We start from the raw sequence: 13,509 nt of genomic DNA on the forward strand, positions 1-13,509 counted from the left end.
CGCTTGTTTGCCATTGTGGTCCTCCTTCATGGTCAAAACCATACTTCAAGGTGGACCCGTTCAATGGGGGTGGATCAAATGCGCCTTCTGTCGCCCATCGACGGCGCGCAGGCGTTGGAGCGCATGCTCGCCGACGGCAGCGCCGACGCGCGCACATTCCGCCCCGTGGCCATGACCCCGGCGCTCCTGGTCGGGCTCGACCGGGCCAAGCGCGAAATCTTTCTGGAAGAATGGCGCGCGGCACTGCCGCGCGGCGGCATGGCCGCCGGGAGCCGTTGAAGGGCGCTCCTTCTATCGGTCCCGGTAGAGCAACCGCGCATCCTCCTGGAACGCCGTGCGCGATCCTTCACGCGTGTAGAACATGTGTCCGCCGCGATAGGTCCTAAGCCACAGGCGTTCTCCCTGCCCGAAGGCGGGAAGCTGGCGCAAGAGCAGCTCGCTCGCGAAATAGGGCGTCACCAGATCCGTGTAGCCATGGACGACCAGCGCCCGGAATGTGGGATCCAGCGCCAGAACCTGGCCGAGCGCGCTGATTGCCTCAGGCTGGCCGCGCCCGCCGCCCCACTCCCAGGCGCGGTTCACACCGGAGTTGAGCAGGTGGTAACGCCGCTCTGGCATCCAGCCGAGCGTATCGCGGTAGTGGGCGAGAATCGCGCTGGTGAGCGGCGCCGTCATCGCGTCGAGGACGGGATCCGGCAGATGCGTGCGCCGCCCCCTCACCGGTGCCTCGAGGCTGACCGCCGCGTCGTAGCTGCTGGCGATACGCCCCTCCTCCCGCAGAAAATTGCGCGTGAAGGTACCCATGTCGATCCGCCCGTCATGTTCCCGCAAGAGACTTTGTGGCAGTCCGGTGAGTTCGGAGACGCGCTCGACGATCCGGTCGAGTGCGCCCTCGTCATTCACGCCGCGCAGGAAGTCGGTTACGAAGGCGCCGCTGGCGTAGGCCTCGGCATCGCGCAGCCCCTCTTCCGAGAAGGTGCCGCGGCGCTCCATCTCCGTGGCGGCGAACGACGGCAGGCGGGAGACCAACGGCAAAGGAGAATGCTCCGGTTGCGCCCACCAGCCGAAATCGAGAACCGGCGAGAGGAGGACCATGCCGTTCAATCCGATACCGTGATCGGTCTGTAGCGCCTTCGCCAGAAGCGGTCCGCGGAAGCCGCCGTAGCTCTCGCCGACGAAATATTTCGGCGAGGCCAGCCGGCCGTTTTCCGTAAGCCAGCGGACGATGAAGCGGGCGAGCGCCTCGATGTCGCCGTCGATGGAAAGGTAGCGCTCGCGCAGCCGCTCGTTCGAATCGACAAGCCGGCTGAACCCCGTCCCGACAGGGTCGATGAAGACAAGATCGGTGAACGCCAGCCAGGTCTGCGGATTCTCGACCAGTTCGACCTTCTGCGAGGGCATGATCTGCTCCTCGTCCATCGGCAGGATCCACGGTCCGAGGACCCCGAGGTGAAGATAGGCGGAGGCCGCCCCCGGCCCGCCATTGACCGCGAAAGTGACAGGCCGCGCGGCTGGCTCGGCGCCCTCCAGCGCATAGGAGACGAAAGCGATGTCCGCCTCGGGCCGATCCTGTGCACCCGAAAGCGTGATCGCCCCGGCCGTGGCCAGGAAGCGGATGTCTTCCCCGCCGATCCGGATCGTGTGCCGCGTCCGCCGTGTCTCCGGCAAACGCCCCTGCGCATCGGCGGGTTGAGCCTCATGGGTCTCGGCTGCGGGCGCGGCCTCGCGGGCGTCGTCCTCATCCTGCGCGAAAGCCAGCGGCGCAGCGAGGAACCAGACAAGAAACGCAACAAGAAAGGCCTGTGCTCGCAATGAAGAGCTGTTCGCTCTTGCCCGCTCAGTATCTCCTGCTTGTCTCGCCCGAAGGGCCCATTTTGAAGGGAAGTTCATTCGTACCGCCGTTTGATCGAATCCGGTTGTCGCGGCAACCTAGCACGTCCGGTTTTGAACTCACGACGAAAAGGCCGGGCGTGCTGGATCTCACGAATTCCCAAACGGAACCCGGCATCCACTTCCCGGGATGCTTTAGATGCCGGCCAACAGCTTCCAGGCAATCGCCCACATGGTGACTGCGATGAGCGCCTCCAGAACGCGCCAGGAGGACGGACGCGCAAAGACGGGGCGCAGCCGCGTCGCGCCGTAGCCCAGCATGAAGAAAAACAGGAAGGACGCCGTCACCGCGCCCGCGGCGAACGACACGGCAGCATCGGGAAACTGAGTCGACACCGTGCCGAGCAGCACGACCGTGTCGACATAGACGTGCGGGTTGAGCCAGGTCAGCGCGAGACAAGTGGCCAGGGTCCTGTGCAGGCTCGACGCACCCATTGCGCCGGCCTCGAGCGCTTCGGACGATTGCACTGCCGAATAAAGGCTCCTGGCGCCGAACCAGACGAGAAAGGCCGCACCGCCGTAACGCATAGCCGGGTCGAGCCAGGGCAGGAAAGCGGCGACGCGCTGAAAGCCGGTGACGCCGAGGGAGATCAGCAGTGCATCGGAGGCAGAGCAAGCGAGACAGACGGCGAAGACATGCTCGTTGCGCAGACCCTGGCGCAGAACGAACGCATTCTGCGCACCGATCGCGACGATCAGCCCGAGACCGATCGTCAGTCCCGTCATGTAGACCGAAACCGTCATGCCGTGAAAATCCCAAAGCGCGGATGCGGTTTTCCCCTAGCGTCGACTGAGGATTTAGGCCAGTTAATGTTCCTAACCGGAATGAAATGAAGCTAATCTTATGCTGGATTATCCCGCGCTTCGCGCCGTCGCCACGGTCGTGCAGACCGGCAGCTTCGAGAAGGCGGCGCGCGTGCTCAACGTCACCCCCTCCGCGGTCTCCCAGCGCGTCAAGCAGTTGGAGGAGCGGCTCGGGGTCGTCCTCGTCGTGCGCGGCAACCCGTGCACGGCGACCGCCAAGGGAGAGTTGCTGTGCCGGCATGTGGAGCACGTCGGCATGCTGGAAAGCGAGCTTTACCAGTCACTGCCCGCGCTGGCCGGACGGGAAACCCCGCAGAAGGTCACCATCCATGTGGCAACCAATGCCGACAGCCTGGGAACATGGTTCCTCAAGGCGGCCGCACGCTTTTCCAGGCAGTCGGCGTATCTCCTCAACATCGCCGTGGACGACCAGGACCATACGGCCGAGTGGCTCCAGCGCGGCAGGGTTCTTGCCGCTGTGACAAGCCTCGACAGACTGGTCGCCGGCTGCCGCCGCATCTTTCTCGGCGCCCTGCGCTATCACGCGACGGCAAGTCCCGATTTCTTCGCGCAATATTTCGCAGAAGGCGTCAGCAAACAGAGTCTTGCCCGTGCACCCGCCCTTACCTTCAACCAGAAGGATCGCCTGCAGGCCCAGTGGATCGCACAAGCCTTTAGGGAAGAGCTTTCCCATCCCACCCATTGGCTGCCTTCGACACAAGCTTTTGTGGAAGCATGCCGGACCGGCATGGGATGGGGGCTGAACCCCCGAGAACTGGTGAAGAACGACCTCGAATCGGGCCGGCTGGTGGAACTGATCCCCGGACTCGGGCTCGATGTTCCACTCTACTGGCAGGTGAACCGTCTCGCCGCCGATCGGCTGGAAGGACTCACGAAAGAGATCGTCGCCACCGCCCGGCGCGATCTTGTGCAGAGGACGCCACAGGCGGATGGGTGATGACTGCGGCGACGCCACGCTCAAATCGGCCCAGCTACTGGATACGCGCCGGCAACCGCGATAGAAGCACGGCTGGCAGATGCATCACAGTGTGCCGCCCCACCCGGGCGGATACGCCGGTTTGAAATTTCTGCCGGCTCGGCCCAAATGGTGCGCCGGCCACGGTCGCACCCAAAGTGCCAAGGCGCGACGAAATCCGAAGGGAAGAATGACGTCACGAGGCCTGTTCATTGTGCGTTTCTCCGCCGACCTGTCGACCAAGTCGGGCAGGACCCGCGGACGTTTCGCACAGGTGCTTCAAAGCAACGTGCTGGCCGCCCTGTCACAGGCGGGCGTGCGTGCGCGGATCGTGCGGAGCCACGGCCGTCTTTTCGTATTCGCAAACGATGAAGCACGGGCAAGGGCGCTGCTTGGCCGCGTGTTCGGCATCGCCAATTTCTCGCCCGTCGCCGCACGCTGCGGGGCGGATCTCGACGACATGGCGCGTACGGTTGAAGAACACTTCGCCCGCACCGTTGAAGGAAAGCGCTATGCGGTGCGCGTGCGCCGTACCGGGCATCATCCTTTCAGTTCCGTCGATGCGGAACGCCGTCTCGGTGCCGTGCTCAATCCGCATTCCACCGTCGACCTCGACGATCCGGAGGTCACCGTCCATGTGGAAGTGCTCGGCAACGACGCTTACTTCTTCGCCGAGCGCCTGGAAGGAGCCGGCGGGCTGCCGCTCGGCAGCGAAGGCAGGGCGCTGGCGCTTCTTTCCGGGGGGTTCGATTCCGCCGTCGCCGCCTGGCGGATGATGCGCCGCGGTGTCGCCGTCGATTTTCTGTTCTGCAATCTGGCGGGCGGCGCCTACGAGCGCCAGGTCATCCAGGTCGCCAAAGTGCTGACGGACATGTGGGCCTTCGGCGGAAGCCCGCGCATCTTCGTGGCTGACTTCAACGAAGTCGTGTCGGATATGAAGGCCCATGTCGACCCGTCTCTCTGGCAGGTCGTGCTCAAGCGTCTCATGTACCGCACCGCTTCGGGCCTCGCCGGTCGCCTCAAGGCCCAGGCGATCGTCACCGGAGAGGCCCTCGGCCAGGTCTCTTCGCAGACGCTCTCGAACCTGAGTGCCATCGAACCGGCTGCCGACAGACTCGTCCTGCGCCCGCTGGTCGGCCTCGACAAGGGCGAGATCATGGCCCAGGCCCGCCATATCGGTACGGCCCTCCTCTCGGAACGAATCCCCGAGCACTGCGCTCTTGCGAACCGCTCGCCGGCAGTGCGCAGCACGGCGCGCGCCGCCGCGGCCGAGGAGGCGAAGACCGACGAACAGGCGCTCAAGCGCGCCATCGCGGACACGCGCCAAATCGACCTCGCCACCGTAACAGGGGCCGAGCTGCGCACGGACTATCTCTTCGTCGACGAGGTGCCCGAGAGTGCCCTGGTGATCGACTGCCAGCCGAAGGCGCACTACGACCGGTGGCACCTTCCCGGCGCGGTCAACCGCTCCCCCCAAAGCGTCATCCGCGACATGAAGCGCTTCGACAAGCGGCGACCCTACGTTCTCTACTGCGCGTTCGGCACACAGTCGGCGCATCTGGCGGAGATCATGCAGCAATATGGCTACCAGGCCTACGCGCTGCGCGGCGGCATCGGCGCCATCCGCAAACGCCACGACCACGACGCCGAACCGGCATAGCCCGCCCTTGTAGCGCCGGGGGACAGGACTCGCGCCCTATCTCACCTCATCCCAGGCGCGCGTTGAGGGTGTCTATGAGACCGTCCCAAACCGGCACCATGTCCATCAGGCCGTCCCAGAAGCGCGGATCGCGGCGACGGTCGAAGTCATCCAGCGCAACGCCTTGCTGTTCGACCCAGGTGTAGTAGCCGAGATTGAAGATGCGCTGGCGGCCCACATGGTCGAGTTCCTCCAGATTGTCGGTGGCCGCGCCGAACAGATGGCGCCCCGCCACCTCCGCCGCCGACACCGCATCGAAGCCGTCCGGGTAGGCCCGCTTCAAGGTCTTTTCGGCCTGGGAGCCGTACATCTCGGCACTGTCGGTCGCCACGGTCACAAGCGCGTCGTCCTCGCCCAGATCGAGATGGCGCGCCAGCTTGATCGCCGCCACGACATTGGCGATGCCCGAGAGGCCGAGCGCGGAAAGCTGCGCAAGAAGCGTCGGGTCGACACCCTTGCGGTGCGCCAGATAGGCTTTCCCCTCCTCGGTGTTGAAGAGCAGGTTGAGATGGTCCGAGGCCTGGTCGGAAACACCGATCACGAAGTCGCTGTTGAGCGCGTTATGGATGAGGGGAACGTGCTTGTCACCGATGCCCTGGATGTTGTGCTCACCATAGCCGTTGCGCAACAACGTCGGGCATTCGAGCGCCTCGACCACGGCAATGGCGCTGCCGAGCTTTTTCTTCAGGTGATCGCCGGCGGCGAGCGTGCCGCTGGAGCCGGACGCGCAGACGAACGCGCGCGGGACAAGCCGCCCCTCCGCGTTCACCGCATTGAAGACGGCCTCCAGCGCCGGCCCGGTGACGGCGCGGTGGATGATGTAGTTCCCGAACTCGCTGAACTGGTTGAAGATGACGTTCTGCGGGTCCTCCGCCAGTTCGCGGCAGGCGTCGTAGATCTCCTTCAGATTGCTCTCCGAGCCCGGCGTGCGCACGATGTCGCGCTTGTCCGCCACCCATTCCTCCAGCCAGCGGAAGCGCTCGCTGCTCATCAGTTCAGGCAGCACGGCGACGCTGCGGCAGCCGAGCGTGGTGGCGATGGCGACACCGCCGCGGCAGTAGTTGCCGGTGGACGGCCAGACACTGCGTTGCGCGAGCGGGTCGAACTGCCCGGTGACCAGGCGCGGCACCAGACACCCGTAGGCCGCCAGGACCTTGTGCGCCCGGATCATCGGAAAACGGGCGCCGACGGCGACGATGATCTTCGCGCGCACGCCGGTGAGCGCGGACGGCAGCACCAGATGGGCGGGTGTGTCGGCAAAGCCCTTCCGCTCGGCGTCGTTGTACCAGTGCACGCGAAAGAGGTTGCGCACATCGGCGGCATCCGGGTCCACATTCTGCAGATCCGAGACGATCGCCGGGGCAATCGTCGACGGGTCGGCCAGTTCGGCGATTCTGGGAAGACGGACCCCTTTCTCCTTCAGCTGCACCACGACATTGTCGTAGACGGCCTGGTCGACGACGGTCTGCGAAAAGAGATTGCTCATGTCCGTTCTCCCCAAGGTGCGGGCGCTCATCTAGGCTTCGTCGGCCACCGTCTCGTCGCCAACGAGCTGGCGGTAGAGGACGGGATCCGTCGCTCCCTCGGTGCCGATCACGAGTATGCGGGAGCCGCCGTCGAGCCCCAGTCTGGCGCGCAGCTCGGGCTGCGCAGCCGCCATGGCGAGCCCGGCGAGGCCGGCCACGCCCGATTCGCCGATCTCCAGCGCCGGGTCGCCGCCGGCGGGCCGGGCGAGCCGGCGCATCATGTCCACCGCGGCGCCGTCGGGAATGTCGATATAGGCGTCCGCCGATTTCTCCAGAATCTGCCAGGCGATGAGTGAAGGCTCGTAGCATTCGAGCATGGCCATGACGGTGGAGTCGCCGGCCGCGATCTCGAGGCGTTCGCCCTGTTCCGCACTCGCCTGGAGGCAGGCGGCGCGATCGGGCTCGACGACCACCAGCTTCGGCCGGTCCTTGCCCAACCAGTCGTGGAAATATCCGGCGACCGCCGCGGCAAGGCCGCCCACCCCGCCCTGCACGAAAATATGCGTGTAGGGCGCCTGCATCTGCTCGGCGATCTCGGCCAGCATCACCGTATAGCCCTGCATGACGAGGCCGGGAATGCGCTCATAGCCGGGCCAGGAGAAGTCGGACACGGTGGTCCAGCCCTCGCGCTCGGCCACCTCCGTCGCCTCGGCGACGGAGGCATCGTAGTTGCCGTCGGTGCGGCGGATTTCGGCGCCGAAGCCGGCGATCGCCTGCTCGCGCCCCTTCGAGACTCCTTCGTGCAGGAAGATCACACAGCGGCAGCCGAACAGCCGCGCTCCCGCCGCGACGGAACGTCCATGGTTCCCGTCCGTGGCGCAGCAGACGGTCAATTCGCCGGCGATGGGCCGGACCGCCTCGTCCCTCAGTTCCGACGGCGCGACCTTGCGACCCAGGCGCGCCTCCACGTGTTCGTGGACCAGACGCGCCACCGCATAAGCACCGCCGAGTGCCTTGAAGCTCTTGAGGCCGAGGCGCTGTCCCTCGTCCTTGAGATCGATGCCTGCGACCTCGAGCGAGGCGGCGAGCCCCGGCAGCGGCACCAGCGGCGTGGCCGCGTGCTTCGGGCAGGCGGCAATGAACGGCGCCACGATTTCCGGCGCCCTCAGCCCCACGGTTTCAGCCTCATGCGGAGACAGTGCGGCACCCTTCGCCGCCGCCCGATTTTCTACAATCTTCATTTAAATGCGTATCCGATCTGCGCCGGCTCCACGGCCGGACCTATTTTCTGTTTCGCGCCTCGAGCGCCAGCAGGACATCGGCCGCCGAACCTGCCAGGAGATCGACATGTTCGCGCATGTGGCTGTGCGCAGCATCCTCCTCGCCCTTCTCGATCGCCTCGACGATCTTCCAGTGCTCGGCCGCCGAGCGCACCATGCGCCGCGGCTGAAAGCTGATGTGGCGGCGGTAGACGTTGACGCGGTTGCGCAGCTTGCGCACCTCCTCCTGGAGATAGGCGTTCTGCGATCCGTCGTAGATCATCTCGTGGAAGAGGTTGTTGGCGGTGAAGAAGCCGTCATGGTCGTTGGCACGCGCACGCTCCTCGCAGACCTCGTTGAGTCTGCGGATCTCCGCCAGCTCTGCGTCGCCCATGCGCCGCGCGCACAGACGGCAGCACAGGCCTTCGAGTTCCGCCACGACCTGGAACATCTCGATGAGCTCGGTCGTGGTCAGCGTGCGCACCATGGCGCCCTGATTGCGCCGGATCTCGACCAATCCGCTCGCCGCCAGATCGCGCAGCGCCTCGCGGATCGGTGTCCGCGAGACCTGAAACCGCTTGGCAAGCACCTGCTCGTCAAGCCTGTCGCCGGGCTTCAGGACGCTGTGGAGAATATCGTCCTCCAGCGCCTCGACCACGGTAGCGGCCGTGGAAGCGGTCTCCTTACCCGACTCTAGCTGGCGTTGCATTGTTCACCTCTCGCCACTGTTTCCAAGCGTATCCTTTCTAGAACCGCCATATGGCCGGCGCGACGCAAGGGCAATCGACTTGGCGGCCCCACTTATGCCCGAGAACCGGCCCGGCTGTGGTCGACCGTGATCACCAGGCAGGTGCTCTCCTTCTCGCTCTCGTTCAGCGTGTAATGCGGATCGCCCGGCTCGAACAGGACCGACTGGCCCTCGGTGAGCGTGAAGCGCTCCTTGCCCGTGTCGAAGGTCATCTCCCCTTTCGCAACGTAGAAAACCTGCGACCACTCCTCATGGTGGTGCAGTTCACCGCCGCCGCCTGGAGGCGCCTTGGAGACCTGCACCGAAAAGGGACTGCCCGCCAGCGGGACGATGTCGAGCACCTCGAGCCCGCCGAAATGGTTGGGCGGCGTGATGCCGCGCTTGTCTCCGTCCTTCCACACTTTCATCGCTTCAAGTTCCTGTCCGTTTCCACAATTCAGGAGATGTATTCCATATACGGGCTGATCACCGAGCGCACCGAGACCTGGACTATGGCAGGCTTGCCGCTCGCCAGCGCATCCTTGACCGCCTGGTCGATCTCCTCTCGCGTGCGGCATATATAGCCCTTGCCGCCCAGCCCCTCGGCCACCTTGGCCCAGTCGCGGCGCGGCAGGTCCATCTCGTACATGGCGCCGTAGCTGGCTTCCTGCGGCAGCGCGATGGCGCCCCACAATTCGTCGTCGAGCACGACGATGACGAAGGGCTTACCGTAGCGCTCCGCCGTATCGAGCTCCGTGACATGGAACCCGACGCCGCCGTCGCCCACGAAGACGATCACCGGCGCACCGGGCGCCGCAAAGGCTGCGCCCACCCCGTACGGCACCTCGGCGCCGAGCGCCCCGGACTGGCCGGCGCGCAGATAGCGCCCGGGGGCGCCGAGGCGCAGGCGCGCATCGGCCCAGAAATCGACATTGCCGTGCGAGGACACATAGATGGTCTCGGCGGGTGCAGCTTCGGTCACCGCGTCGACAGCGGCGATGGGGTGAAGCTTGCCGTCATCGGCATCCTTGCCGAGCTGAGCCTGCCACTCCGCACGCCAGGCAGCGAGCACGCCGTCGACCCAGTCGCGCTCGACCGGCGCCTCGGGCGCCGCCTCGAACAGCCCGACCACATTGGCCGGCGCGGCGGCGACCGCCAGGTCGGCCCGGCGGTTGCGGTTGAGAAGCTCCGGATCGGAAGCGATCTGTACGACGCGCGTCTCTGCGCCGAGCTTGTCGCCGAACTCGAGATCGAACTCGAAGTGATGACCGATCAGGAAGACGCAATCCGCCTCCTGCAACGCCTTGCGCAGGGTCGCATTGCAGGGGCTGTAGCCCGGTCCCATGAAAAGCGGATGGTGCTCGTCGACGATGCCGCGCGCCAGGCGCAGCGTCGCAAACGGCAGGTGGTGCTTCTCCACGACTGCGCGCCAGCCGGCGCCACCCGTCCAGAAGATCTCCTCGCCGAGCAGTAGCAGCGGCCGCCTGGCCTGCGACAGCTCTTCGGAAAGCCGCGCGGCGTCACTTACCGAGGGCGCCGGGCGCGCCGGAGCGGGCGGCGCGGAGCGAGCGAGCGCGGCCGGAGAATCCGACAGCGGCGCTGCCATGATATCGGCCGGAATCTCGAGAAAGACGGGTCCGGGCCGGCCGGCCCACATCTTGCGCCAGGCGATGTCCAGATACTCGGAGATGCGGTTCACATCGAGAACGCGCGCCGACCACTTGGTGACGCTGGAGAGGATGGGAAGCGGATCGTAGGACATGCCCGCACCGCGCTCGAAAACGCGCGTCGGCGCCTGTGCGGCGATGATGATCAGCGGTGTGCCGGCAAGCGTCGACACCAGCGCCGGCGTCACCGTGTTGGTGGCGCCCGGCCCGAGCGTCACGACCACCGCCCCCGCCTTGCCGGTAACGCGCGAGGCGGCCTCGGCCATGAAACAGGCTGCCGCTTCGTGGCGCGCGTGGACGAGCGGGAGGTCGAATTCGGCACACGCCCTGTAGACGGGATTGATCGGACCGCCCGACACCGAAAAGACATGACCGACGTCTGCCGCCTTCAGCCAGCGGACGACCGCCGCTCCTCCGTCCAGATTCTGCTGTTTCGTCATCTTCTGCGTTTCCATTGTTCCGGGGTCAGTAGGCGCGGGACTTGCCGCCGTCGAGCGAGATGGCGGTCCCCGTCGTGAAGCGTCCGCGCGGGGAGCACAGGAGCGCCACCATGGCACCGAAGTCCGCCGGATCGCCGAACGTGCCGAGCGGCACCTCCTCCAGCCAGATGGCTTCGGCGGCGGCACGGTCGATCTTCTCGCGCTCCATGCTCGCCTTGATCAGGTCCTCCATCCGGTCGGTCTTGAACGGGCCGGGGCAGAGGCAATTGACGGTGATGCCGTCGTCGGCGAGTTCCAGCGACAACGACTTTGCCAGGCCGACGATCGCCAGCCGCAGGGAGTCGGACAGCACCATGTGCGGCTGCACGATCTTCACGCCGACGGTGGTGATGAAGAGAATGCGTCCGCAATCCGACTTCTTCAGATGCGGGATCACCAGATGGCAGAGGTCGACCATCGGCAGCAAGGTCTCGCCCAGGGCACGCTCCCACTCCGCGCGCGGGATATCGAGGAACGGTCCGGACGCCGGCCCGCCGGTATTGCCGATGAAGATATCGAGCCCCCCGAAACGGGAGACGGCAGTCTCGACGGCCTCCGCAAAGGTCTCGGGCCGCGCCAGATCGACGACGACGGCGACGGCGTCACTCGCCCCGGCGGCGCGCAATTCATCCACCAGAGCCTCGAGCCGGGCCTGGTCGCGCCCGGCGACGGCGACGCTTGCCCCTTCCTCGGCGAGCGCCAGAGCTGATGCCTTTCCAAGCCCGCGTGACGCCGCCGTGACGAGAGCTCGCTTGCCCCGCAATTCAAGATTCATGAAGGCTCCATTGGTGTCGTTTTTTGAAGACATCGGGTAGCATCCGGAACACACTCTGTCAAACACTGTAGACAATGAAAAGGATATTGTATACACATGAAAGCCTCCTGCCGGAGGACGGTCCCCCGCGGCTGCCCTCGAGAATCTTTTGCAGCGTCACGACCGAGGAGGCATTTCGTGAACACCCTTTCTCCACCGCTCATTCCCATCGTCTGCGGCAACTCGGTCCTCACCGAAGGCTCCGACGGCGTCGGGCGCACCTATGACCCGGCAACCGGCAAGGTGATCGCCGAATTCGCCCGCGCGGGCCAGGCGGAGGTCGACCAGGCCGTCGCCGCCGCGCGGAAGGCCTTCGACGAGGGCCCGTGGCGGCGGATGCGCCCGTTCGAGCGCGGCCGCGTCCTGCAGCGGATCGCCGATCTGATCCTGGAACGCCGCGAGGAACTGGTGCGCAAGGAATGCGCCGACAGCGGCAAGCCCTTGCGCGACGCCTATTGGGAGGTCGATTGCTCGGCGCGGTTCTTCGAGTTCTATGCCGGTGCCGCCGACAAGCTGCACGGCAGCTCCATCCCGCTCGGCCCCGACTGGTCCGACTGGACCGTCAAGGACCCGATCGGCGTGAGCCTGCACATCATCCCTTGGAACTACCCCTTCCAGCTGATCGCCCGCGGAGTCGCGCCGGCGCTGGCGGCCGGCTGCGCTGTGATCATCAAGCCGTCGGCCGAGACGCCGGTGACCGCCTACGAGTTCATGAAGATCTGCCAGGAAGCCGAGTTGCCCGAGGGCCTCGTCAATCTGGTCAACGGGCGCGGCTCGGTGGCTGGCGACATGCTGGCACGCCATCCCGGCGTCGACCAGATCACCTTCACCGGCTCTGTGCCCACCGGCAAGCGCGTCATGGTCGCTGCGGCCTCGCACGCGATCCCATGCAACATGGAACTGGGCGGAAAGTCGCCGCAGATCCTGTTCGCCGATGCCGATCTCGACCGAGCCCTGCCGGTCATTGCCGGCGGTGTCTTCACCCATTGCGGCCAGGTCTGCAACGCCGGCACGCGCCTTCTCGTCGAGCGCAGCATTCACGACACGGTCGTCGAGAAGCTCGAGAAGAAGATCGCGGGCATGTCCATCGGTGCCGGCATCGACGATCCCGACCTCGGCCCGTTGGTCAGCCTCGCCCACAAGAAGGATGTCGAGTCGTTTTACGACATCGCGCGCAAGGAAGGCGAATTGATCCTGGGAGCGCAGACGCCGAAGGAAGACCCGCTGTCGGGCGGTGCCTTCGTGCGTCCCGGCCTGGTCGTCGGCGCCAGCAATGCGGCGCGCGTGGCACGCGAGGAAATCTTCGGGCCGATCCTGACCATCATTCCCTTCGACGGCGCCGAGGAGGCCGCGCGCCTGGCCAACGATTCGCCGTTCGGGCTGGTCGCCGGCGTCCACACACGCAACATCGACGCGGCCCTGGCGATGGCCGAGAGGCTGCGTGTCGGCCAGGTCTGGATCAATTCCTTCGCCGTCGGCCTGGACGTGGAATTCCCCTTCGGCGGCTACAAGCTCTCCGGCTTCGGGCGGGAAAAGGGGCTCGAAGCGCTGAACGCCTACCAGCAGATCAAGAACATCTGCGTGCATCACCCGATCCCGCGCTGAGGCGCAGACAAGCGACCCGCAAAGGAAGGCCGCCCCTCGGGCGGCCCAGACCGCTGACAAACCCCGTCATTTTCGGCGGGGTTTTGTTTTATGGGTTTGTTGGGGTTTGGGATTTCGTTGTCA

Annotated in this window: 11 protein-coding genes and 1 pseudogene; 4 read left to right on the forward strand and 8 right to left on the reverse strand. The window is 65.8% G+C overall.

Annotated features, from left to right (window positions below):
• Positions 1–279 (forward strand): annotated as a pseudogene (locus NYR58_RS19415) (hypothetical protein); the annotation flags it as partial.
• A gap of 12 nt (positions 280–291) precedes the next feature.
• On the opposite strand, the gene NYR58_RS19420 reads toward NYR58_RS19415, so the two are convergent.
• Positions 292–1,812, reverse strand: a complete 1,521-nt coding sequence (locus NYR58_RS19420; RefSeq protein ID WP_261522801.1) for a S10 family peptidase — start codon at positions 1,810–1,812, stop codon at positions 292–294.
• Between the two features lie 213 nt (positions 1,813–2,025).
• On the reverse strand, positions 2,026–2,634 hold the full coding sequence (locus tag NYR58_RS19425) for a LysE/ArgO family amino acid transporter (protein ID WP_261522802.1): 609 nt from the start codon (positions 2,632–2,634) through the stop codon (positions 2,026–2,028).
• A 100-nt stretch (positions 2,635–2,734) separates the two neighbouring features.
• On the opposite strand from NYR58_RS19425, the gene NYR58_RS19430 reads away from it, so the two are divergent.
• Together NYR58_RS19430 and thiI are read left to right on the forward strand one after the other, a co-directional pair.
• The gene (locus tag NYR58_RS19430) at positions 2,735–3,652 is read left to right on the forward strand and encodes a LysR family transcriptional regulator ArgP (RefSeq protein WP_261522803.1); all 918 of its coding nucleotides are present in this window, start codon (positions 2,735–2,737) and stop codon (positions 3,650–3,652) included.
• 208 nt (positions 3,653–3,860) lie between these two features.
• Positions 3,861–5,330, forward strand: a complete 1,470-nt coding sequence (gene thiI, locus NYR58_RS19435) for a tRNA uracil 4-sulfurtransferase ThiI (protein WP_261522804.1) — start codon at positions 3,861–3,863, stop codon at positions 5,328–5,330.
• 46 nt (positions 5,331–5,376) lie between these two features.
• Here the strand turns inward: thiI and NYR58_RS19440 are convergent, their stop codons facing one another.
• From NYR58_RS19440 to NYR58_RS19465, 6 genes are all read right to left on the reverse strand, one after another.
• A complete protein-coding gene (locus tag NYR58_RS19440) occupies positions 5,377–6,855 on the reverse strand; it encodes a pyridoxal-phosphate dependent enzyme (RefSeq protein WP_261522805.1) in 1,479 nt (492 codons plus the stop codon).
• 30 nt (positions 6,856–6,885) lie between these two features.
• Positions 6,886–8,076, reverse strand: coding sequence for a diaminopropionate ammonia-lyase (locus tag NYR58_RS19445; RefSeq protein ID WP_261522806.1), 1,191 nt, complete (start codon positions 8,074–8,076; stop codon positions 6,886–6,888).
• 40 nt (positions 8,077–8,116) lie between these two features.
• Positions 8,117–8,803 (reverse strand): GntR family transcriptional regulator, encoded by a 687-nt coding sequence (locus NYR58_RS19450; RefSeq protein WP_261522807.1) that lies wholly within the window; start codon positions 8,801–8,803, stop codon positions 8,117–8,119.
• A 92-nt stretch (positions 8,804–8,895) separates the two neighbouring features.
• Complete coding sequence (locus tag NYR58_RS19455; RefSeq protein ID WP_261522808.1) at positions 8,896–9,249, reverse strand: cupin domain-containing protein; 354 nt, start codon at positions 9,247–9,249, stop codon at positions 8,896–8,898.
• 29 nt (positions 9,250–9,278) lie between these two features.
• Entirely contained in the window at positions 9,279–10,928 is a 1,650-nt protein-coding gene (locus NYR58_RS19460) for a thiamine pyrophosphate-binding protein (RefSeq protein WP_261522809.1), read from the reverse strand.
• Positions 10,929–10,953: 25 nt separating this feature from the next.
• On the reverse strand, positions 10,954–11,742 hold the full coding sequence (locus tag NYR58_RS19465) for an SDR family oxidoreductase (protein ID WP_261522810.1): 789 nt from the start codon (positions 11,740–11,742) through the stop codon (positions 10,954–10,956).
• A 177-nt stretch (positions 11,743–11,919) separates the two neighbouring features.
• Here NYR58_RS19465 and NYR58_RS19470 point away from each other — a divergent pair, with 177 nt between their 5' ends.
• The gene (locus tag NYR58_RS19470) at positions 11,920–13,386 is read left to right on the forward strand and encodes an aldehyde dehydrogenase family protein (RefSeq protein WP_261522811.1); all 1,467 of its coding nucleotides are present in this window, start codon (positions 11,920–11,922) and stop codon (positions 13,384–13,386) included.
• Positions 13,387–13,509 lie beyond the last annotated feature (123 nt).

The sequence above is a fragment of the Chelativorans intermedius genome, from assembly GCF_025398255.1.
Lineage (GTDB): Bacteria > Pseudomonadota > Alphaproteobacteria > Rhizobiales > Rhizobiaceae > Chelativorans > Chelativorans intermedius.

Bases quoted from the DNA above. Each gene is read 5' to 3' on its own strand.
- NYR58_RS19440 (WP_261522805.1), bottom strand. From the start codon at position 6,855: ATGAGCAATCTCTTTTCGCAGACCGTCGTCGACCAGGCCGTCTACGAC.
- NYR58_RS19450 (WP_261522807.1), bottom strand. From the start codon at position 8,803: ATGCAACGCCAGCTAGAGTCGGGTAAGGAGACCGCTTCCACGGCCGCT.
- NYR58_RS19445 (WP_261522806.1), bottom strand. From the start codon at position 8,076: ATGAAGATTGTAGAAAATCGGGCGGCGGCGAAGGGTGCCGCACTGTCT.
- NYR58_RS19430 (WP_261522803.1), top strand. From the start codon at position 2,735: ATGCTGGATTATCCCGCGCTTCGCGCCGTCGCCACGGTCGTGCAGACC.
- NYR58_RS19455 (WP_261522808.1), bottom strand. From the start codon at position 9,249: ATGAAAGTGTGGAAGGACGGAGACAAGCGCGGCATCACGCCGCCCAAC.
- NYR58_RS19425 (WP_261522802.1), bottom strand. From the start codon at position 2,634: ATGACGGTTTCGGTCTACATGACGGGACTGACGATCGGTCTCGGGCTG.
- NYR58_RS19465 (WP_261522810.1), bottom strand. From the start codon at position 11,742: ATGAATCTTGAATTGCGGGGCAAGCGAGCTCTCGTCACGGCGGCGTCA.
- NYR58_RS19460 (WP_261522809.1), bottom strand. From the start codon at position 10,928: ATGACGAAACAGCAGAATCTGGACGGAGGAGCGGCGGTCGTCCGCTGG.
- thiI (WP_261522804.1), top strand. From the start codon at position 3,861: ATGACGTCACGAGGCCTGTTCATTGTGCGTTTCTCCGCCGACCTGTCG.